Origin of the sequence: Methylophaga sp. SB9B (assembly GCF_004832235.1) — a bacterium.
GTDB classification, from domain to species: domain Bacteria; phylum Pseudomonadota; class Gammaproteobacteria; order Nitrosococcales; family Methylophagaceae; genus Methylophaga; species Methylophaga muralis.
This window is the reverse complement of the sequence record NZ_SSXS01000001.1, coordinates 390011-410477: the sequence shown is the minus strand read 5'-3', so window position 1 is coordinate 410477 and position 20467 is coordinate 390011. Positions and strand designations below refer to the sequence as shown.

The 20467-nt window shown below is 43.3% G+C and carries 19 protein-coding genes, 2 rRNA genes, 2 pseudogenes and 1 riboswitch; of the genes and pseudogenes, 9 read left to right on the top strand and 14 right to left on the bottom strand.

Annotation, left to right across the window (positions count from 1 at the left end; translation table 11 throughout):
* Positions 1-105: ribosomal RNA gene (locus tag E8Q33_RS02055) — 23S ribosomal RNA — on the top strand; the annotation flags it as partial.
* A gap of 87 nt (positions 106-192) precedes the next feature.
* Positions 193-307 (top strand): 5S ribosomal RNA (gene rrf / locus E8Q33_RS02050).
* Positions 308-1007: 700 nt separating this feature from the next.
* Here the strand turns inward: rrf and E8Q33_RS02045 are convergent.
* The 6 genes and pseudogenes from E8Q33_RS02045 to E8Q33_RS02020 form a co-directional block, all read right to left on the bottom strand.
* On the bottom strand, positions 1008-2096 hold the full coding sequence (locus tag E8Q33_RS02045; protein WP_136552450.1) for an endonuclease/exonuclease/phosphatase family protein: 1089 nt from the start codon (positions 2094-2096) through the stop codon (positions 1008-1010).
* 148 nt (positions 2097-2244) lie between these two features.
* Positions 2245-3144 carry a squalene synthase HpnC gene (gene hpnC / locus E8Q33_RS02040; protein WP_136552448.1) on the bottom strand — a complete coding sequence of 300 codons (900 nt, stop codon included), beginning with the start codon at positions 3142-3144 and terminating at the stop codon, positions 2245-2247.
* Positions 3134-4420 carry a DNA recombination protein RmuC gene (gene rmuC, locus E8Q33_RS02035; protein ID WP_069296899.1) on the bottom strand — a complete coding sequence of 429 codons (1287 nt, stop codon included), beginning with the start codon at positions 4418-4420 and terminating at the stop codon, positions 3134-3136. The genes hpnC and rmuC overlap by 11 nt, the downstream gene beginning before the upstream one ends.
* Positions 4411-5070 carry an HAD family hydrolase gene (locus E8Q33_RS02030; RefSeq protein ID WP_136552446.1) on the bottom strand — a complete coding sequence of 220 codons (660 nt, stop codon included), beginning with the start codon at positions 5068-5070 and terminating at the stop codon, positions 4411-4413. The genes rmuC and E8Q33_RS02030 overlap by 10 nt, the downstream gene beginning before the upstream one ends.
* Positions 5070-5771: a bifunctional 2-polyprenyl-6-hydroxyphenol methylase/3-demethylubiquinol 3-O-methyltransferase UbiG gene (gene ubiG / locus E8Q33_RS02025; protein ID WP_136552444.1), complete on the bottom strand. Its 702-nt coding sequence runs from the start codon at positions 5769-5771 to the stop codon at positions 5070-5072. The genes E8Q33_RS02030 and ubiG overlap by 1 nt, the downstream gene beginning before the upstream one ends.
* Positions 5768-7086 (bottom strand): annotated as a pseudogene (locus E8Q33_RS02020) (TRZ/ATZ family hydrolase). The gene ubiG and the pseudogene E8Q33_RS02020 overlap by 4 nt, the downstream one beginning before the upstream one ends.
* A gap of 37 nt (positions 7087-7123) precedes the next feature.
* Between E8Q33_RS02020 and mtnA the strand changes: the two are divergent.
* From mtnA to E8Q33_RS02005, 3 genes are read left to right on the top strand one after another with little or no spacing between them, the layout of a single operon-like run.
* Positions 7124-8176 carry an S-methyl-5-thioribose-1-phosphate isomerase gene (gene mtnA / locus E8Q33_RS02015; RefSeq protein ID WP_136552443.1) on the top strand — a complete coding sequence of 351 codons (1053 nt, stop codon included), beginning with the start codon at positions 7124-7126 and terminating at the stop codon, positions 8174-8176.
* 10 nt (positions 8177-8186) lie between these two features.
* Complete coding sequence (locus tag E8Q33_RS02010) at positions 8187-8861, top strand: SDR family oxidoreductase (RefSeq protein ID WP_136552442.1); 675 nt, start codon at positions 8187-8189, stop codon at positions 8859-8861.
* Complete coding sequence (locus E8Q33_RS02005) at positions 8855-9730, top strand: phosphotransferase (RefSeq protein WP_136552440.1); 876 nt, start codon at positions 8855-8857, stop codon at positions 9728-9730. The genes E8Q33_RS02010 and E8Q33_RS02005 overlap by 7 nt, the downstream gene beginning before the upstream one ends.
* Here the strand turns inward: E8Q33_RS02005 and pnuC are convergent.
* The 6 genes and pseudogenes from pnuC to E8Q33_RS15405 all read right to left on the bottom strand — a co-directional run bounded on the left by pnuC (position 9727) and on the right by E8Q33_RS15405 (position 15048).
* Entirely contained in the window at positions 9727-10344 is a 618-nt protein-coding gene (gene pnuC, locus E8Q33_RS02000; RefSeq protein ID WP_136552438.1) for a nicotinamide riboside transporter PnuC, read from the bottom strand. The genes E8Q33_RS02005 and pnuC overlap by 4 nt on opposite strands.
* On the bottom strand, positions 10344-10601 hold the full coding sequence (locus E8Q33_RS01995) for a YkoF family thiamine/hydroxymethylpyrimidine-binding protein (protein WP_136552436.1): 258 nt from the start codon (positions 10599-10601) through the stop codon (positions 10344-10346). The genes pnuC and E8Q33_RS01995 overlap by 1 nt, the downstream gene beginning before the upstream one ends.
* Positions 10602-10641: 40 nt before the next feature.
* Complete coding sequence (locus E8Q33_RS01990) at positions 10642-12756, bottom strand: TonB-dependent receptor (RefSeq protein ID WP_136552434.1); 2115 nt, start codon at positions 12754-12756, stop codon at positions 10642-10644.
* Positions 12757-12817: 61 nt separating this feature from the next.
* Positions 12818-12923: riboswitch (TPP riboswitch) on the bottom strand.
* Positions 12924-13034: 111 nt separating this feature from the next.
* Complete coding sequence (locus E8Q33_RS01985) at positions 13035-13604, bottom strand: SRPBCC family protein (RefSeq protein WP_069296907.1); 570 nt, start codon at positions 13602-13604, stop codon at positions 13035-13037.
* Between the two features lie 87 nt (positions 13605-13691).
* Positions 13692-14610 (bottom strand): annotated as a pseudogene (locus tag E8Q33_RS01980) (CysB family HTH-type transcriptional regulator).
* Positions 14611-14691: 81 nt separating this feature from the next.
* Positions 14692-15048 carry a hypothetical protein gene (locus E8Q33_RS15405; protein ID WP_168800116.1) on the bottom strand — a complete coding sequence of 119 codons (357 nt, stop codon included), beginning with the start codon at positions 15046-15048 and terminating at the stop codon, positions 14692-14694.
* A gap of 281 nt (positions 15049-15329) precedes the next feature.
* Here E8Q33_RS15405 and E8Q33_RS01970 point away from each other — a divergent pair, with 281 nt between their 5' ends.
* The 4 genes from E8Q33_RS01970 (at position 15330) to E8Q33_RS01955 (ending at position 19510) form a co-directional block, all read left to right on the top strand.
* A complete protein-coding gene (locus E8Q33_RS01970; protein WP_136552430.1) occupies positions 15330-16028 on the top strand; it encodes a phosphoadenylyl-sulfate reductase in 699 nt (232 codons plus the stop codon).
* A gap of 11 nt (positions 16029-16039) precedes the next feature.
* Positions 16040-16942 (top strand): sulfate adenylyltransferase subunit CysD, encoded by a 903-nt coding sequence (gene cysD / locus E8Q33_RS01965; RefSeq protein WP_069297081.1) that lies wholly within the window; start codon positions 16040-16042, stop codon positions 16940-16942.
* A 114-nt stretch (positions 16943-17056) separates the two neighbouring features.
* Positions 17057-18487, top strand: a complete 1431-nt coding sequence (cysN, locus tag E8Q33_RS01960; RefSeq protein ID WP_136552428.1) for a sulfate adenylyltransferase subunit CysN — start codon at positions 17057-17059, stop codon at positions 18485-18487.
* Between the two features lie 255 nt (positions 18488-18742).
* Positions 18743-19510 carry an EAL domain-containing protein gene (locus E8Q33_RS01955; RefSeq protein ID WP_069297083.1) on the top strand — a complete coding sequence of 256 codons (768 nt, stop codon included), beginning with the start codon at positions 18743-18745 and terminating at the stop codon, positions 19508-19510.
* Here E8Q33_RS01955 and E8Q33_RS01950 read toward each other — a convergent pair.
* Entirely contained in the window at positions 19493-20011 is a 519-nt protein-coding gene (locus E8Q33_RS01950) for a DNA-deoxyinosine glycosylase (protein WP_136552426.1), read from the bottom strand. The genes E8Q33_RS01955 and E8Q33_RS01950 overlap by 18 nt on opposite strands.
* Complete coding sequence (locus E8Q33_RS01945) at positions 20011-20454, bottom strand: DUF3465 domain-containing protein (protein ID WP_136552424.1); 444 nt, start codon at positions 20452-20454, stop codon at positions 20011-20013. The genes E8Q33_RS01950 and E8Q33_RS01945 overlap by 1 nt, the downstream gene beginning before the upstream one ends.
* Between the last annotated feature and the right edge of the window lie 13 nt (positions 20455-20467).

Below are 20467 nucleotides of genomic sequence, written 5' to 3'. Positions count from 1 at the left end.
AAGTCCCTGAAGGGCCGTAGAAGACCACTACGTTGATAGGTTGGGTGTGGAAGTGCAGTAATGTATGAAGCTAACCAATACTAATTGCCCGTGAGGCTTGACCATATAACCCCAAGTAAGTTGGGTGCGCATAAGCGATAAAAACCTTTACTTCCCGAATTAGCTTGCCTGAAAAGCAAGCACCAAGTTATGCCTGGCGGCCATAGCGAGTTGGTCCCACCTGTTCCCATCCCGAACACAGAAGTGAAACAGCTCAGCGCCGATGATAGTGTGGGAGTTCCCATGTGAAAGTAGGTCACTGCCAGGCTTTATATAATAGAAAAGGCCACTCCGATTGGGGTGGCCTTTTTTTTGTCTTGAAGGTTTACAGTGTCCTGCCTGAGCATGGCAACTACCCATGTGGCCGCTAACTGCTCCTGCATTAGCGGCATACCGACCATCCATGGACATAACAAAATCGTCTGGAACAGCGTTGGACGCGATAGACGCCCGAAGGGTGAGATGCAGGGATGCATCTCATCAAAGTAGGCCTGAAACCCAAGATAAACCCGAAAAGGGTGGCCTTTTTTATTATCTATCGTTTAGACAATGTGACCTACTTGAACGGAGTGGTCAGTTGTTGCTCCTACAAAACCGACATAGGATGAACCTGAATGTTCATGTCTCGTGCTTGCAAGATAGCTAATGTATATCAGCAAACAACTAACATTATCTCCGGATTAATAATTAAAGCTAAAGTGAGTGGACTTTTAAATTCTTACGACAGCGTTGGCATTTAAATACAAAAATAAAAGCTGATTTCAATATTTCTTGATTTTATTATGTCCTGGAGCATTTTCGCTGTTGCCTGGACCTGCAGGATCGTGTCCCGGTGGTACGTGGCCATGTTTATTGTGATGGGCGCATCCAGTAAGTATTAGGACTGTGAATACAAGAAAAGTTGACACTATTTTTGATAACAAAATATTTATCCTTAACGGTAACTACAAAAATTTCAAAAAGGCTATCTAACCAGGATTAGGGACATCGTTTTCTTTTACATTTTCTGAAGCCATCTTTTGTTTAGCAAGATTTACATCTTCTTTAGCTATCACAAGACCTGAACGTGATTCGCTCGTCGTATTAGTCATATATATCAATTGGGTTAGCAAAGCAAAGTGATCAGAGCCAAAGTGTGGCAAACGCCGGATATCATAGAGCTTAAAATGTTCACTATGGAAGAGATGATCCAGAGGCCATCGCATAAACCAATATTTAGCATGAAAGGTATTAAACATACCTCTACCGATCCGCGGATCTAATAATTTACTAACTTTACGGAATAAGCGTGTAGTAGTAGACCATGCAACATCATTAAGATCGCCAGTCACAATCACTGGTAAATCGGCATCCGCAACACTTTTAGCAACCATAATCAGTTCAGCATCGCGTTCCGATGACGCTTCGTTTTCAGTTGGGCTGGGGGGGGCAGGATGGAGAAAATGGATTCGAATATTGTGTCCGGATGGAAGGGTGAGTAGTGTATGCATTGAAGGAATATCATCTTCAACCAGGAACTCGGTTTTAGATTCGGATAACACATATCTGGAATAGACATGCATGCCATACAAATTCTCTTGGGGGCAATTCATCCGGTATGGATAATCATTTTCGATAACTTTCAGTTGTTTTTGCCACCAATAATTAGTTTCTAGAGTAACTAAAACATCTGGTTTATTTTCCTTTATCAACAAAACCAATTTTTCAATGTTCTTGTTTGTCATCAGCACATTGGCAGTCATTATTTTGATACTGTTTATATCATCCAAATCATACGTTTGGGCCACTTCTTGAGAATAGAGTTTTGTATAAGGCAATATCCACCAGAGCTGATAAGCGACAACTAATAGTGTTGGAATAAACAGCAGCCAAAAACTGACTTTCGAGTAATCTAATAACAAAACCTCAGCAATCAGTAATACAAAAGCCAGCACAACATATTGTATTCGTGGAAAATCATGTACACGAATCCACCATTTTTCGTTGGTTGATAAGCTAAGAAAAGAAACGCAAATTAATAAAATAATTAATGGTGCAAATAGATATATTAAATTCAAGAAGGCGCCTACAGTTGCAATTATGTTCAGTTATGACGTTAGCATAAAAGAGCTTATAGATAACCGTAAAATTATGTTTCGTCGTAATTTAATGACTTTGCATGTAACCAGGCTTGCATCTGGCATTAGGTGTCAGAAGGCAATAATGTTAGGTCGCTAATAACCTATCAGTGATTTGTTTGTAACGCGTTTTAAAGGCACTGTTTAGTATCACTCCTATCATTGTTCTACGTGATAGCCTGGGACGGTTCAACAGTGCTTTATCAGGTTGTTGTATTAGTGCTGACAAGGTAGTTAAACCACCTAATGTCATTGCCCTGATTTCCCAACCTAGACGACCGGATAACGATGAGCCAAGCTCAAGTCCTTCACTCATTATTTGTTCAGTACGCAGATAAAGGCTACGCAGCAACGGAGCTAATATGATGGTATCAGCTTGAATTAAATTTGCCTCATCAATCCCGATTGCAGCAAGCTCATCCTGAGGAATATAAATACGGTTCTGCTCTGTATAGTCCTGCACAATATCCTGATAGAAATTGACTAACTGCAGTGATGTACAAATGGCATCGGATTGTTGAAGCTGTTGCTGAGTCGAGGGGCCCTGAAGATGCAAAAGAAGACGTCCTACCGGGTTGGCTGAAAACCGGCAATAGTCGAGAACTTCATTGAATGTTGTATAACGTGATTTAACTACATCCTGTCTAAAGGCGATTAACAAATCTTCTAATAATTGAATCGGTAAATTAAAACGATGCACAGTATCTTGTAGTGCCAGAAAAATAGGATCATTACCTACATAACTTTGATCAGCGATTTCCGACAGATACTGGCTATAGGAATTGAGCAAACGTAACCTATCTTCTGCCGGAATATTATCTTCGTCGGCAAAATCATCGGCCGTTCTGGCAAAGGCATAAATAACAGCAATAGGATGGCGTAGTGTTTTGGGCAATAAAATGGAGGCAACCGGAAAATTTTCGTAATGCGATTTCGCCATATTCAGACAAAACGCATACGCCTGGTCGAGTTCGGATTTATTCCTCATCACTAAGGTTTTGGACTGGTCGTGGCAGTTGTTCTATTGGGGGTAATTCGGTGATTTCGTTTTTACTGCTGATACCCATTTCAGTAAATTTACGTGCCCCCGGTAATACCTGACGTTCCAGAGAGCCGACTGCACTATTGAAATGATTGACGCTGCTTCCCAGGCTGTTACCCAACTTGCTCAGATGATTGCCAAAAGTAGAAAGCCGTTTATATAAGGTTTCACCCAGCTCACGAATCACTTCAGCATTTTCTGCCAAAGCCTGTTGTTTCCAGCCATAAGAAACGGCTCTTAACAGTGCGATAAAGTTGGTGGGGGTGGCCAGAATAATATTCTGGCTCATGCTGTCTTCCAATAGGGCAGGATCTACTTCCAATGCTGCGGAGAGGAATTGTTCGCCAGGAATAAATAACACGACAAATTCGGGAGACTGAGAATATTCAGCCCAGTAATTTTTGCGGGACAGTTCTTTAATCCTGCCGCGAATGATTTGAGCGTGACGCTTTAATTCCAGTTTACGGGTGAGATCATCTTTGGCCTGAATAGCGGATAAATAGGCATCCAGCGGTGTTTTTGCATCAACAATAATTTCGCGTTTTTCCGGTAAGCGAACAATCATATCGGGCCGAATACTTCCCGTTTCGGTGGCCGTGTGAGTTTGCTCATAAAAATCACAATGCGCGACCATGCCACTTAGTTCAGCTAATCGGCGTAAAGTCATTTCACCCCACTGACCTCGTACCTCAGGGCGGCGCAGTGCCTGCACCAGATTTTGCGTTTCCTGCTGCAACTGTTGTTGACTTAAATTCATTTGGGCGATAGTTGAGGTCAGGCTGCCGTAAGCCTCTTTGCGATCCTTTTCAATTTCCTGAATCTGCTTGCTGGTCTGCTGCAATGCTTCATTGATTGGCTTGAGCATTTGTTCAATGGCTTTTTCTTTTGACCCCAAATCCGCTTTGGCTTCACTTTGGAAGCGTTTCAGATTTTCTTCAGCCAGCCGCAAAAAGCTGGTGTTATTTCGCGTCAATGCTTCATTGGAAAGTTGATTAAAGGTATTGGCTAATTGTTCACGGGTTTGAGACAGAATCTCATCCATTTGGCGTTTGTTTTTCTGTTCCAATTGCAATGTCAGATCCAGCTCAGCATTGTTTTTTTCCAGTGTGCGAATTTTGCCACTGCGGATAAACAGACCGATAACGATGCCTAACAAAATACCAACCAGCAAAACAATCAATAAGTCCTGATGTCGCAGGAAAAACTCGGGACTTAAATCCATTGTAAAATCTCATGTGGGTGATTAATCATGCAGTCAGCCTGCCACGATTCCGGTTCATCAGTTTCGGAAATGTACCCATATAAAGCGACCACTGAACGCACATGAGCATTATGTGCTGCCTGAATATCCCGTTCTGCATCACCGATATAAATACAGTCCACTGGCTTGGCATCCAGCAGTTCACAGGCATGTAACATTGGGGCAGGATGTGGCTTACTAAATGGCGTGGTATCCGCGCTGACAATACAAGCTGCGACATCGGTTAATTGCAAGGCTTCCATTAGCGGGATGGTAAGAAAAGACGGTTTATTGGTGACAACTCCCCAGCGAATACCTTGAGCCGTAAGACCATCAAGCACTTGTTGCATACCAATAAATAAAGCGGATTCGCGGGCGATGTTTTCTGCATAAAGACTTAAAAAGCGCTGTTGCAGAGCCGGATAAACAGGGTCTTCTTTTTCAATGCCAAATCCCAGTTTTAACAGACCGGCACTGCCATGGCTTGCCACAGGACGAATTCGTGCATGATCCAGCGGTTGATGACCTTCTTGTTCTAATAAGGTATTTAATGCATAGCCCAGATCTGGTGCCGTATCGACCAATGTGCCATCCAAATCAAACAGCACGACATTAAACGGAGAAATAAACATCAGATCCGTCGACAATGTACAAGATAATTAACATCAACATCTCTGCTGAGTTTATAACGGCGGGTCAGTGGGTTGTAGCTGATGCCGGTGATGTCATAAACATGCAGACCGGCTTCCCGACAGCAACGTGCCAGTTCTGCCGGGCGAATAAAGCGTGCGTAGTCATGAGTGCCTTTGGGTAGCATTTTGGCAATATATTCGGCACCAACAATGGCTAACAGATAGGCTTTTGGATTGCGATTCAAGGTGGAGAAAAACACATCTCCGCCCGGTTTTGCCATTGTCGCACAGGCATTAATAATCGCCTGTGGGTCGGGCACATGTTCTAGCATTTCCATACAGGTCACTACATCAAATTCGTCCGGATGTTTTTCCGCCATGGCTTCTGCGGTCGTCAGTTCGTATTTGATTTTCAGGCCAGCTTCCAGCGCATGCAGTTTGGCGACATTGAGTGGCATTTCGCCCATATCTATGCCAATAGTTTCTGCACCACTTTTGACCAACGCCTCAGTGAGAATACCGCCGCCACAACCTACGTCTACGGCCTTGGCGTTTTTCAACCGGGTTCTTTCATTAATAAACGCGAGTCGCAGCGGATTGATTTCATGCAGCGGTTTGGATTGACCTTCCGGATCCCACCAGCTAGATGCCAGTGCATCGAATTTAGCGACTTCAGCTGGATCGACGTTATGTTTTGTCATAAGACAGACCTTATTTTTGTTGCCCATTGTTGGGCCTGGGCAGATACATGTTGTGCATTTAATGTGGTGAGCTGGCGTTGTTTTAATAATTGTTTGCCCGCGACCCAGACATCAGAAACTTTATCGCGCCCAGTGGCATAAACCAATTGTGACGGTAGATCATAAAAAGGTTGTGTTTCGATCTCGCTGAGATCGATAGCGATAATATCAGCGGCTTTACCTATTTCAAGTGAACCGGTGACAGAATCAATGCCCAGTGATTTAGCAGCATTAATGGTTGCCATCTGCAATGCCTGATATGCAGGTACCACGCTGGGATCACCTGCAACACCTTTTGCCAATATTGCGGCCTGACGCATTTCTGCAAACATATCCAGATCGTTATTGGATGCTGCGCCATCGGTACCAATAGTGATATTGACGCCACGCTTGATCAGATCGGCGATTGGCGAAAATCCACTGGCAAGTTTCAAGTTAGATTCAGGACAATGCGCGATGTGAACGCCCGCTTCGGCGCACCAGTCCATTTCTTCTTCTGTAAGCTGCGTCATATGTACCGCAATCAGACGAGGAGAAAGCAGACCTAAATCTTTAAGCCTTGCCAATGGACGTTTGCCATATTGGGCCACACTGTCTGATACCTCAGTAGCGGTCTCATGAATATGCATCTGGATTGGTAAATCCAGTTCTTCGGCATTAATGATGATGGCTTGCAGTGTTTGATCTGAAACTGTGTAAGGCGCATGCGGCGCATAGTTAGTGGTAATACGCGGATGATGTCGATACTTATCGTGTAAGGCCTGCCCTTTGTGTAAGTACTCATTTACATCTTTTGCCCAATTGGTGGGAAATTCAATCACCACCATACCAAGACTAGCTCGGATACCGCTGCTATCGACTACTCGGGCAGTTGCTTCAGGAAAGAAGTACATATCACTGAAACAGTGGTACCACCACGGATCATTTCGGCAATAGCTAAAGCCGAACCAGCTTCAACAAAAGCATCGCCAACAAACTGTTGTTCAGCAGGCCAGATATGGTTATTGAGCCAAGTCATCAGCGGTAGATCATCGGCTAAACCACGGAATAATGTCATAGCGGTATGGCCATGATTATTAATTAATCCAGGCATCACGCAATGTTCATCAAGATCCTGTGTCTGAGTAGCTTGATAAAGCTGTTCCGCCTGAGTTTGCGGTAATAGCGCTACAATATTGCCATCATTGATGACAACAGAATGATTTTCGAGAATAAGTTGTTCTGCCGTCATCGGCAGACACCAGCGGGCATTAATGATCAGATCGACGTTTTTCATAGCGCTCGATTATAACCGCCATCAGCAGGAGAACACAGTGCAAAGCATCAGTGAAATGATTCAGCCGATTAAGTGGCATGATGAGCAGCTGCATTTACTGGATCAACGTTTGCTTCCTTCACAACAGGTTTGGCTCAGTTTTGAGCATACAGATGATGTGACTAATGCGATTCGGGATATGGTGGTGAGGGGTGCGCCAGCCATTGGTGTAACAGCAGCATATGCGGTGGTTTTAGCCGCTCGGGAGGCTTGGAACAAGGCAGGTGTGAACTGGAAGCAGGCAATGTATGAGCCATTGGCCAAACTGGAAGCATCGCGTCCAACAGCGGTGAATCTGTCCTGGGCAATTGAGCAAATGACAGCAATTTATATCAATTTGCCAGAAACCCACTCACCAGAAACGGCTTTATTGGAAGCGGCTATACACATTCATCAACAGGATATTGCGGCCAATCAAACAATGGGAAAACTGGGAGCGGACTTAATTGCTGCTGACAGCATGGTGTTAACGCATTGTAATGCTGGCGCATTGGCGACTGGTGGATTTGGTACTGCGTTAGGAGTGATACGCCAGGGTTATTCAGATGGCAAAATAAAACATGTTTATGTGGATGAAACACGACCTTGGCTGCAAGGTGCGCGCTTAACCGCCTGGGAATTAATGCAAGACAAAATTCCCTGTACTTTACAGGCAGATGTTGCAGCAGCTGCTTTAATGGCTTCGGGTAAAATTGACTGGGTTATTGTTGGTGCAGATCGAATTGCCGCCAATGGGGATGTGGCCAATAAAATAGGTACCTACTCATTAGCCGTTTTAGCTAAATATCACCAGGTGAAAGTTATGGTGGTCGCACCACTTTCAACCATTGATTGGCAAACTCAGACTGGAAAACAAATTCCAATCGAGCAACGACCATCAATCGAAGTAACCCATCTTGCCAGCCAGCAAATTGCGCCAGATGGTATTGATGTGTTGAATCCCGCATTTGATGTCACTCCGGCAGAGCTGATAAACGCTATTGTTACCGAAGCAGGCGTTGTGTTGTCGCCCTCAATGACTACAATGAAAAACCTTCGTAAGCAGAATTAAGGAGCAGGATATGTCACAAACCGCACTGGTAACAGGCAGCAATAGGGGCATTGGGCTCGAATTATGTCGGCAATTAAAAGCACGTGGCTTTGATGTGATTGCAACGTGTCGTCATCGATCTCCTGCATTGGCTGAGCTTGATGTGGAAATTATTGAAGATGTTGAAGTCAGTAATCCCATCAGTCTTAAAGCGCTTGCAGAAAAACTTGGCGATCGTAAAATTGATTGGCTGATTAATAATGCCGGTATCGCCGCAGGTCTAGGCCTCAATGATATTGACACTAATGCCATTGATAGCTTTAAAAGCATGTTTGAAGTCAATAGCCTTGGTCCCTTATTGACGACTCAAGCATTGATGAATCACCTACAGCAGGGCAGTAAGGTAGGCATTATTACCAGCCGTATGGGATCTATCGCTGATAATGATTCCGGTGGCAGTTATGCGTATCGCATGTCCAAAGCTGCTGTTAATGCTGCAGGCAAGTCACTATCAATAGATTTGAAACCTAAAGGTATTGCCGTGGCTATTTTGCATCCAGGCTGGGTCAGAACTGATATGACCGGTCATGGTGGTTTGATTGATGCTGACGAGTCGGTAGCAGGTTTGCTGGATCGAATGGCAGAGTTGAATATCGATAACACAGGCACCTTCTGGCATATGAATGGTGAAGTTTTGCCTTGGTAAAATATCCAACGCTTTCTGAACCACAGCAACAAGACTTGCCGGTACTGTTAAAACCGGCAAGCAGAATTCCCGCCCAGTTTAGTGATAGCAGCCATCAACTCTGGTTTTGTGAAACCGTCGAGGGACCGATGGTTTTGAAGCTGTGTGATCATGCCAATATCGATCAGTCTGCTTTCTGGCAAGCTATGAATAGCCTGTTTGCCATCAATTTTCCGGCGTCATTGGGAAATATTGCAGAAGTTTACCAACGTATTTCCGCTATTAGTCCTTTGACCGTTCCGTCTCTCATTAGCTCAATGGAAGCGGAATTTGTGCTGGTTCGGTGGTTAGCTGGTGAAGATGTGGATGCATCAGCGGTAACGACGTTAGCTATTAAATCACTGGCTAACCATATCGGTTTGATGCATCAGCAGCAGCATCCACGATGGGGGAGTCTGCAACATTCAGAATTCACAGCAGAAGATTGGTCGCTGCGTCTGAAAATAACCTTGCAGCAACAAGCTGACTCGATTGATCAAACTGTTTTAAAACCAGCCTTGAAGCAGGTCGAACAACTCTGTGAAAACACGTTTGTGCCAATAATGCCCGATTTGCGGTGGGATCAGTTTCTGATGCAGCAAGGCAAGCTCTCTGCCCTGGTTGATCTGGATGCCATAGTTTATGGGCCCAGAACATTAGAGTTCGTATTGCTTGAATATTTACTGGATCAAACTCAAGCAGAATGTTTTGCTACTGAATACCAGAACTATCAGTCTATCCCAGACCTGACGAAGGTTCGGCTGCCGTATCGCTTGTTACTGTTTTCGATGAACGTACTGGGGGAAACCGATATCGAAGTGTGGCTTAATCATCCCCATCTTTTTTATTAAGCTTTATTTTGCTGAGCCGCTAATAACTGTCGCCATTTGAAATACCCCGCCATAGCGAGAAACAGATAAATACTGAACATCACGATAGTGGCGTAGAACCCCGTCAGTGCATAAAGCACAATCGCAGAGCTATTGATAACCTGCCAATACAGCCAGTTTTGCAATACTTTTCGTGCCATTAATACGGTATTCATCACTGAAAACAACATTACAAAAGCATCGAGATAGGGATATTGGGTGGCGTGTGCCGATAAGTAATAACCAAAAATCAGGCTGAGAAAGCCACCAGTGGCAATAAAGATCAGATGGTATTGCCATGGCCAGCTGTGAATATTCAGTTCTGCGGTCTGATTTTCATGACGATGCCAGAGAATAAAGCCATACACCGCCATACCTATGTAATACAGGTTGAGTAGAGCCTGCATCGGTAACTGATTTTCCCAAAACAGGACGGTGTAAATAATGGTACTGATAAACGCTAATGGCCAGCACCATTGTGATTCTCGGGCAGCAAACAGGATATAACCAATGCCTAGCAGAGCGGCAAATACTTCCCAACCACTCATGGATGCCAGTCCAGCTAGCGTAATATCCCACCAACCTGATTCAGACATCAGTCTTTGACTTGATGACGATCATTACCGATCAGTTTTAAGACAAAGACACTATGTGGTATTTGGGCAAACACGGCTTCAATTTCACTATCCATCGCATCCATCACATCCCGGTATTCACCAAAAATCTGGGTGCTCAATGTATTACGATGCACAATCAATTTTGAATTGTTTTCCAACTTGGCAATAAACGCCAGAATTGGTTCGACAAATTGTTCAGTCAGCGGATAAAGGCTGATATCTACAGAAATTCGCATAATGATTTCCTAGAAAGGGGCACTGCCGTGCTCCGTTAAATTAGTAGTCGTAAGAGATAGTCACACCGAAAGTACGTGGATCGGCATATTGAACATATCGTGTAGGTTGATACCCGATAGCAGGATCATTTTCGAAGAAAAATCCTCTGGTGTAGTAATCTTTATCAAATAAATTACGACTCCAGATATTCACACGCCAGTTTTGTTCCTGATATTGCAAGCTGGCATTAGTAATGGCATAAGAACCAGACTTTTCATTATGGCTATTTGAGAAATAAAACTCGTCTTTACCTTCAATATTAGCTCGGAAGGTCCAGTTTCTGTTCAGATAGTATTCTCCTCCCAAGCTAAATTGATACCTTGGAGCATGCGCTTGATCTCGGCCAGTGATATCAAGTCCATCGCGTGCATCGAATCGGTCAAACTCGGTATGTAACAAACCAACCGTTGCAAATGTGCGCCACTGATTATTAATCAACCAATCGATATCGAACTCTATTCCGGCATTGGTGCCGCGAGCTGCATTTTGTTGATAATCAATAAAAGACTGTTCAACTTGTCTGGAATTTTTAACTTGCGCATCCTTACGAATGCCATAGAAGACAACAACATTAGTCGTTAAATCGCCATCAAGCCATAAAGATTTAGCGCCGACTTCAAGGTTCCAAAGATATTCGGTATCAAAATCACGGTATTGGGCTTCAACCCCATTACCGTTATTAACTCCCCCCGATTTATAACCGCGTGATAAAGAGGTAAATAACATATGGTGGTCGGTTAACTGATAATTTAATCCGAGCTTTCCACCGAAAAGCACTTCATTTGGGTCTTTGCTTAAACCCTCATTGTCACGATATTTTGCATCAAAATACTCAACACGGAGTCCGCTAATTAACGTTAACTTATCCGTTAAATATGTATCAAGTTGACCAAACAGTGCTGTGTTTTCTGTTTCATATCGGTTTACTAATGGAGTGTAAGGAGACTCAAAGTCTAATTTTTCATCTTGAGATAAATAATAAAGTCCAACAGTCCAGTCGCTAGAATCATTAAAAATTCTGCCATCCTCATTGGATAATGCACGTATTTCAAATGAATGGTTTTCGCGGGTACGATTAAATTCTTCAAAAGCGTTGAATGGGAAAAATATACATGCGTCTGGGTCGGTGTCATCGAGACATGATGGTGGGTTACGGTTAAATAAAGCATCATTTGCAGCTCTATTATTCCAATCTACATCGTAGCTATAGGTCAGATCTGATTTTGAATATGTTACTGCAGACTGTAACTGAACTTTGCTATTCGCCCGCCAATCACTCTTTAAGGCAAAAGCATTGGTCCGTTGCTTATCTTCTCCAGGTTCATCAGAAAGACTATTTCGGCTGTTATCAAGAGTAAAAGCATCGTAACCATTATCAATATTTAGATGCAGCAGATTCAGGTCAATGGTTAAATCATTATTCACTAACCATTTTAAATGGCTGCGAGCAGTAATCTCATCACGATTTTGCGTATTGTCACGACCCAGAAAGTCGTTATCCATAAACCCATCTGATTGATAAGTATGAACAGCAACCCGGCCTAGTAAGGTATCTTTAATTAATGGCCCACCAACGGCAACACCCACACTGCGCGTATTGTAATTTGCCAACGTGGATTCAAAGTTCATATCCAGTTCGTTGGTGGCCTGTTTGCTTTGCATATTGATTACGCCAGCAAGAGCATTGGTGCCATAACGGGTTCCCTGTGGACCTCGCAGCACTTCGACCTGTTCAATATCAAATAATGTTGCGGCACCACCAGTACGGCTGAAATCGATGCCATCAATAATTAAACCCACGGAAGGGTTTAATGGCGCAGCAAATTGACTACGTTCCCCAATACCCCTGATCTGAAAAAACTGACCACGTGAAGCGCCACTTGAGAGATTTACATTGGGTGCAAGATTCAACACATCTTCAAGATGCTGAGCACCGCGGGATTCAATGATTTCTTCATCAAATGTTGTCAGACTGACGGGAATATCCTGAGCTTCAGCCGGACGAAAGTCGGCACTTACTAGCATGGAAGGTAAATCAGTACTGGTGTTCTGAGCGACTGCGCAGGGCGAAAAAAGCGCGCTGGTAACTGCAATGGAAAGCAGGGTGGGTTTCATGACTATCCTTTTTAATTTCATAAAAAGGACAGGGGATCACGCCATTTGCATAGATCTAGCAAGAAGGTGTTGCCGCCTGTCCCTACGCCAGTATTACCTGGATCAGGTTCATCGGGTCTCCACCAACTGGTGAATCTCAGGCCTTTCGACCACCCCGAGGCTTGTATTAGCAAGTGGAGAAAATATACAGAAAAAAGTGATTTTTTCCCACCATTAAAATTTCGATAGCCATAAAAAAGGCGCCCTTAGGCGCCTTCAATGTTTGAGTCGGTTTTAACTTAGTTTTCGATTTTGGCTTTCAAAGTATCAAGGCCTGAACGGAAAATACCTTGAATAGCGTTGGTAGCCGTTTCATCATTCAACTCTTTAGGTTCATGATGATTACCGGTATAACCACGGAAAAATTTGGCTAACCAGGTAACTTTGGTTTGATCGCCTTCAGCTTCAACGGTTACCCATGCTTTATAACGACTGACTGGAACGGCAGGGATATCATGCATTTCACCTTCGATATCCACTTGACCCACAGAGCTCATGGAATCGATATCATATTGATAGCTCATTTTTTCCGCATCGAAACGCTTTAATGTTTCAGTGATGGTGGCATTGTTATCAAGTGTTAATGTGCGAGTTGCCCCAACTTCATTTCCACCTGATGCCTCGGTAGAAATGATGGCTGGATGCCATTTATGCAGACTATCGAAATCTTTGACCATGTTCCATACAGTTTCAGCATCGGCATTAATCAACACAGTTTCTTCGACTTGCAGACGTGAAGCACCATGAGCGAATACCAGTGCAGGTAACAGGAACAAGCCTGTAACCAGGCCTTTTAATACAGCTTTCATTATATTTCCTTCTTATATTTCATTTGGAATGCCAATAATTAGCCCGAATAAACTACCATCACATTCCGAAATGCTAAAGGGAAAAATTCACAATGCAATGGCGTTTTGGATAGTTGAGCGTTGTAAATGTGGGGCAAAAAACTCAATAAAAGCATAGCTATAGCCACGCAGATAGCTGCCTTTGCGGATTCCCATATGCGTTGTACTTGGTTTAAATAAACCACTGGCATCCATTGCCTGTAACGGAGCATCTTTGATTGGATCAAATGCCATGTTGGCGATAATGCCGATTCCAAGACCAAGTTCCACGTAGGTTTTAATTACATCTGCGTCGGTTGCTGTGAAAATTACATTAGGTTTTAAACCCTGTTCAATAAAGGATTGATCTTGTTGAGCGCGACCAGTAAACCCCATGACATAAGTGAGAATGGGATATTTCGAGATTGCCTCCAGAGTGAGTTTTTTTTCATTTAACAGCGGTGTCCGGGTGGCGCAATTACCGTGCGATTCCACTCGTAGCAGGCAAAATCGCCAAATTATCAAATTTGGACAATCCTTCAGTGGCGATAGCTAAATCCACTTTTCCGGTAGCGGCCATTTCTGCCACCTCGGGTGGTGTGCCTTGCACCATATTTAAATGCACATCTGGGTATTGTTCAGAAAATGCTTTTATCGCTTTGGGTAGGGCGTAACGGGCTTGAGTATGTGTAGTACCAATTGAAAGCGTGCCTTTTTTTTCATGTCGACTATCGGCAGCTTGCTCCCGTAAATTATCCACTTCTTGTAATACACGCTCAGCCATGGCAATCACGGACTCTCCGAGAGGTGTAATTGCAGACAAACGTTTTCCATGACGTTCAAATATTAATAAACCTAATTCATCTTCTAACAACTGGATCTGGTTGCTGACACCCGGTTGGGAAGCATGTAAAGCTTGAGCCGCAGCCGAAATACTAAGACCACGACGAGCGACTTCGCGAACATACTTAAGTTGTTGCAACTTCATGCGCTATATCCATTTTTGTTTAGTAATCAAATTAAGTTTATAAATATTTTATATAAAAGAGTTGAAAATTTTCATCGGAATTTACATCTCAATTATCGGTACGCCATATTGCGGTAATTGCAATGGCACTGTAATTTGATATTGATCATTTTGAGACGCGAAGTCGTTTTCCGTGGTCAACAGGTTTTGCGCTTCAGCTGGGCTTAAGGCGATGTATTCACAGTTATTAGCAGTACAAATTCTTATCGCCATAGTCAACGGTTCTTCAATATTATGGCGTTGAGTTACTGTTGAGTTATCCATTTGCAACCAGACGGGGGGAGCCTGATTCTGCATTGGCACATTTAAGCTATTTGAGTTGACTGGATATATTATTAAAGCAGTAATAAGAGCAGAACATACTGCTGTTATTACTAATAAAAGTCTGTAAGTTGTCATCTTCAGCCTCTCATCCTGGAGTTGATTTGGAAATAGAGCATCGGTTAAGTACCGTGAAAGAAATGTGAACAATTAGCAGTCTTTATCAAAACAGGTTAAGGCTTTGTTAACAAATTAAATAATAAGTATGAGGCGATAAGCTCTTTATATATTTAAAACCTATATAGATAGAAAATAATATTCATTGATTGAATATTGCCAGCTGGTAAACTTCCTGCCCAAATCAATCTTTCTAAAAATGTAGCGCTGTAAAAAACTAAACGAATAAAAAGTAATTCGAAATGACAGAAATAAATGAAAAGCTTCAATTAAAAGTCGATGCAGCAAAACAATTGCTGGAGCAGATAGCTGCTGATTATAGTCCTGCGATTCTCGCCACCAGTTATGGTGCTGAAGATATGGTGTTGATGGATATGATTGCCAAGTTCGCACCTCAAATCGGCATCTTCACTTTGGATACTGGTCGGCTGCCTAAAGAAACCTATGAATTAATGCAGCAGGCAAAACAGCATTATAACCTTGAGGTTGAGGTTTATTATCCCGATACCCTGAGTATTGAACAGTTTGTCACTCACAATGGGCCGAATGCATTTTATGACAGCGTTGAAATGCGAAAACAATGCTGTGGCATCCGCAAGGTTGCCCCGTTAAATCGTGCTTTGGCTGGTAAAAAAGCCTGGCTGACCGGCATGCGCCGGTCACAATCTGTCACCCGTAGTGAGTTGCCAGTATCAGAATGGGATGCCGATCATGGATTGCAAAAATTCAGTCCACTAACGGACTGGTCCAATGGCGAAGTATGGAAATATATCCGCGCTTTTGATGTTCCATTTAACGAATTACATAATCAGGGTTATGCCAGTATTGGCTGTGCCCCATGCACTAGAGCGATTACACCGGGCGAAGATATTCGCGCGGGTCGCTGGTGGTGGGAAAATCCTGAAACCAAAGAATGTGGCTTACACGTAAAGGCTAAGTAACAGAGAAAATTATGACTGAAAAACAACTTACACACTTAAAACAACTCGAAGCCGAAAGCATTCATATCATGCGTGAAGTGGCCGCTGAGTTTGAAAATCCGGTCATGCTATATTCGATTGGTAAGGATTCTGCGGTCATGCTGCATCTGGCCATGAAGGCATTTTATCCTGGCAAGCCACCATTCCCGTTGATGCATATTGATACCACCTGGAAGTTTCAGGAAATGGTCAAGTTCCGCGATCAGCGTGCCAAAGAGCTGGGACTCGAACTTATCGTACATACCAATCAGGAAGGTGTCGACGCAGGTATCAACCCTTTTGATCATCCTCGCTATACCGACATCATGAAAACTGACGCATTAAAACAGGCGTTGAGTAAACATGGTTTTGATGCGGCCTTTGGCGGTGCACGCCGTGATGAAGAAAAATCTCGTGCCAAAGAGCGGGTATATTCGTTTCGCGATAAAAACCATCGCTGGGATCCCAAAGCACAACGTCCTGAGCTATGGAATATTTATAACAGTAGAGTAAATAAAGGCGAAAGCATTCGTGTTTTCCCGCTATCGAACTGGACAGAGCTGGATATCTGGCAATACATCTATTTAGAGCAGATCCCGATTGTCCCGCTGTATTACGCTGCCGAGCGTCCGGTCGTTGATTACAATGGTCTCACCATTATGGTCGATGACGACCGTATGCGTATTCCGGAAGGCCAGCAAATCCGTATGGAAAAAGTACGTTTCCGTACATTGGGCTGTTATCCATTAACCGGAGCAGTGAAGTCAGATGCCGATACTTTGCCTGAAATTATTCAGGAAATGCTGTTGACCACGACATCTGAGCGGCAAGGTCGTGCGATTGATCACGATGAGGCCGGCTCGATGGAGAAAAAGAAACAGGAAGGTTATTTCTAGTTTTGATGTTGAGGGGCTGCGAATCCCTCATCAAGCCGCTGAATAAATTGAATTTGATGCTCAAATTAATGAGCATCTGGACCCCGTTAAAGATAATTAAACCAGGCACTCAACATGACATATGAAACTGATGCGCTGATCGCGTCCGATATCGAAGCCTACCTTAAGCAACACGAAAATAAGGAACTGCTGCGTTTTCTGACCTGCGGTAACGTGGATGATGGTAAAAGCACTCTGATTGGGCGGTTGTTACATGACTCCAAAATGATTTATGAAGATCAGCTTGAGGCAGTAACACGTGACAGTGTTAAATCCGGAACCACAGGCAACCAGGTCGATCTGGCCTTACTGGTCGATGGTCTGCAAGCTGAACGTGAGCAGGGTATTACCATAGATGTGGCGTATCGTTATTTTTCAACGACCAAACGCAAATTTATCATTGCCGATACACCTGGCCATGAACAGTACACCCGGAATATGGCTACCGGCGCGTCAACCTGTCAGTTGGCAATTATTCTGATCGATGCCCGTTATGGTATGCAGACGCAGACACGCCGGCACAGTTTTATTGCTTCATTGCTGGGTATTAAACATATCATCGTGGCCATCAATAAAATGGATTTGATGGATTTCAGTGAACAGGTGTTTAACGATATTCGTAAAGCCTATAGCGAATTTGCCCGTGAACTGGAAATTGAAGATATTCACTTTGTACCGATGTCGGCCTTAAACGGCGATAACGTGGTGAACAGAAGTGAAAACATGCCTTGGTATCAGGGCAACACAATGATGGAATTGTTGGAAAATATTGAGATCGGTAAAGATGCCAATACCCAAGATGCACGTTTCCCGGTGCAATTTGTCAGTCGACCGAATCTGAATTTCCGCGGTTATTGTGGCACCTTATCTGCCGGTATCCTTAAACCTGGTGATGAAATAACGGTATTGCCATCTGGCAAGGAAAGCAAAGTGAAAGCGCTGGTGACCTATGATGGTGAATTGGATTATGCGGTTCCGGGTGAATCGATAACCGTCACCTTACAGGATGAAGTGGATGTCAGTCGCGGCGATATGATTGTGCATCGTGATCATCAACCACATGTATCCAGTCGTTTTAAAGCCATGGTTGTGTGGATGACGGAACAACCTCTAATAGCAAATAAGCAATACAACATTAAGGTTGGCGTTTCTGACAGTACCGGTGTTATGACGCAAGTTGATCATCAGGTGGATGTAAATACTCTTGCTCATAATCATGTGACTGAGCTGAAACTTAATGAAATCGGCTTATGTGAATTTTCATTGAATAAACCGGTTGTGTTCGACGCTTACAAGCGTAACCGAACTACTGGTGCATTTATTATTATCGATAGGCTGACCAACGTAACGATTGGTGCCGGTATGATTACTGAAGCCATTACAGGTATTACCAATGAGGCAGTGGCTGCAACGGATTTTTCAGCATTTGAGCTTGAGTTAAATGCTTTAATCCGTAAACACTTCCCACATTGGGATACCAAAGATATCAGTGATCTACTGAAATAAACCAGACAAATCAGGCCGTGCTCGCGGCCTGATTTTACCGTACAGTTTATTCTGTAAAATCTATCGAACCCTCTCTTTTGATTTCAATTAAATCCTGCTCATGGTTTGCTCTATGTTATTGAGGCCTGCGTAATGTTTTGGCATCGTAACGAAAATTGTTAAAGTGACTTTGTAAAATTTTTGCGAATTATGTGAACCGGTTTTAGTAGCAAGCAGTGATTTAGGTTACATTCTGCGAAACCGGGATGGTGAATAATGAAAGAACAAGCAGATTTTCGAAAGATTGGGTGTGGTGAATGTTTAAACAGTGGCTTGCTGGGCTTTGATTTTTCAATGGCTTTCCAACCCATTGTTAACACTACCGATCAAACGATTTATGCGCAGGAAGCTTTGGTAAGGGGTGTTGATGGTCAAGGAGCTGCGCATGTTTTTGCCAATGTGAATGACAGTAACCGCTATCGCTTTGATCAGGCATGTCGAGTCAAAGCAATCAAACTTGCTGCAGAACTCAACATTGATTCAAAACTCAGCATCAATTTTATGCCTAATGCGGTCTATAAACCCGAATTGTGTATACGCACGACATTAGAAGCTGCTGAAATCTATAATTTTCCGATTGAACGCATTATTTTTGAAGTGACGGAAGGTGAGCAGATAAATGACCATGTTCACCTGCAGAACATTATTCAGTCTTATCAACAACAAGGATTTTCAACAGCCATAGATGATTTTGGTGCTGGTTATGCAGGACTAAACCTGCTGGCAAATATGCAGACCGATTTAGTGAAGCTGGATATGGCCTTAATACGCAATATACATAATGATAAAGTCCGGCAGTCCATTACCCGCGGTATCATTGCTTTCTGTAAGGATTTAAACATTACTGTGATAGCGGAAGGTATCGAATCTGCAGACGAACTTTATGTTTTGCAAGAAATGGGCATTGAGTTATTTCAGGGATATTATTTTGCCAAACCAAGCTTTGAATCTCTGGCAACGCCGACATCAGATTGGTGGCGTTGATAACGCCTGATGCCAAAGCTGTCGTTTGGTTTCAAAACGCATAGCAGCATGTGTTGGGCTGGTTGAAGGAAGTTTGTGAAAAATCAATGAAATTTCAGCTGCCTCCAATTGTTTTATCACATAACGTTTGAAGACTTGTTCCGCTTTGCCGCCATTAAAATAAATCTGAGTTATTGATGGATGCCTCTGCAGAAAATCCACAAAATCATTGGCAATTATCGTTTCTGTTTCAATATGCTGATCTAGACTTCCTGGGCGGCGACAACTTTTCAAAACATCCCACACAGCAATCTGCTTTTGTATTAATAAATCACAACGTTGTTGATAATCTAAGTTAGCTGATTCACCAAACAATGAGGTCATGATGGGCCAGAATGCATTGCGTGGATGGGCGTAATAACGTTGTTGTTTTAACGACTCCATACCTGGCATCGAGCCGAGAATAAGAGATTTCGGAGCTTTGCCGACAATAGGTGGAAAGCTGGTAGCGAGTTCTAGCATTACTGATAAAGTCTATCCTGATGTCTTATCCAGCCATGTGGATGACGGTTAGCTGGATCATGATGGGTCCAGTGAATTAAGCCACCTTTATCATTCCAGATATATTCGCCGTAAACGCGGACTTCGTCGCCTTCTCTAATATCATCAATTCTTGGTGCCAAATCGATATTGTGAACAATTAACAGGGTTTGGCTGCTAGGTAATTCAATAATAAACCGCTGATGTCGACTGCCTTCATTATCATCTGATAACAGCCGGATTACCGTGCCGGACACCTCAATCTGAACATCGCTTTGCCGCTGTTCAAACAGCTGCTCAACACTGCCAGCAGGCGAAGAGACATTATTTTGCGGTTCGGGATCATAAAAGCTGCCCATAAAGATCAAAATGGCAAAGCCAAATAGGATCCAGATGCGTTGTTGCATACGCGTAAATTTCGACATTCTTGATTTGCTC

Coding starts and splice junctions, on each gene's coding strand:
- hpnC (WP_136552448.1), bottom strand. CDS start 3,144: ATGAGGAATAAATCCGAACTCGACCAGGCGTATGCGTTTTGTCTGAAT.
- rmuC (WP_069296899.1), bottom strand. CDS start 4,420: ATGGATTTAAGTCCCGAGTTTTTCCTGCGACATCAGGACTTATTGATT.
- E8Q33_RS02030 (WP_136552446.1), bottom strand. CDS start 5,070: ATGTTTATTTCTCCGTTTAATGTCGTGCTGTTTGATTTGGATGGCACA.
- ubiG (WP_136552444.1), bottom strand. CDS start 5,771: ATGACAAAACATAACGTCGATCCAGCTGAAGTCGCTAAATTCGATGCA.
- E8Q33_RS02010 (WP_136552442.1), top strand. CDS start 8,187: ATGTCACAAACCGCACTGGTAACAGGCAGCAATAGGGGCATTGGGCTC.
- pnuC (WP_136552438.1), bottom strand. CDS start 10,344: ATGTCTGAATCAGGTTGGTGGGATATTACGCTAGCTGGACTGGCATCC.
- E8Q33_RS01995 (WP_136552436.1), bottom strand. CDS start 10,601: ATGCGAATTTCTGTAGATATCAGCCTTTATCCGCTGACTGAACAATTT.
- E8Q33_RS01990 (WP_136552434.1), bottom strand. CDS start 12,756: ATGAAACCCACCCTGCTTTCCATTGCAGTTACCAGCGCGCTTTTTTCG.
- E8Q33_RS01985 (WP_069296907.1), bottom strand. CDS start 13,604: ATGAAAGCTGTATTAAAAGGCCTGGTTACAGGCTTGTTCCTGTTACCT.
- E8Q33_RS15405 (WP_168800116.1), bottom strand. CDS start 15,048: ATGACAACTTACAGACTTTTATTAGTAATAACAGCAGTATGTTCTGCT.
- E8Q33_RS01970 (WP_136552430.1), top strand. CDS start 15,330: ATGACAGAAATAAATGAAAAGCTTCAATTAAAAGTCGATGCAGCAAAA.
- cysD (WP_069297081.1), top strand. CDS start 16,040: ATGACTGAAAAACAACTTACACACTTAAAACAACTCGAAGCCGAAAGC.
- cysN (WP_136552428.1), top strand. CDS start 17,057: ATGACATATGAAACTGATGCGCTGATCGCGTCCGATATCGAAGCCTAC.
- E8Q33_RS01955 (WP_069297083.1), top strand. CDS start 18,743: ATGAAAGAACAAGCAGATTTTCGAAAGATTGGGTGTGGTGAATGTTTA.
- E8Q33_RS01950 (WP_136552426.1), bottom strand. CDS start 20,011: ATGCTAGAACTCGCTACCAGCTTTCCACCTATTGTCGGCAAAGCTCCG.
- E8Q33_RS01945 (WP_136552424.1), bottom strand. CDS start 20,454: ATGTCGAAATTTACGCGTATGCAACAACGCATCTGGATCCTATTTGGC.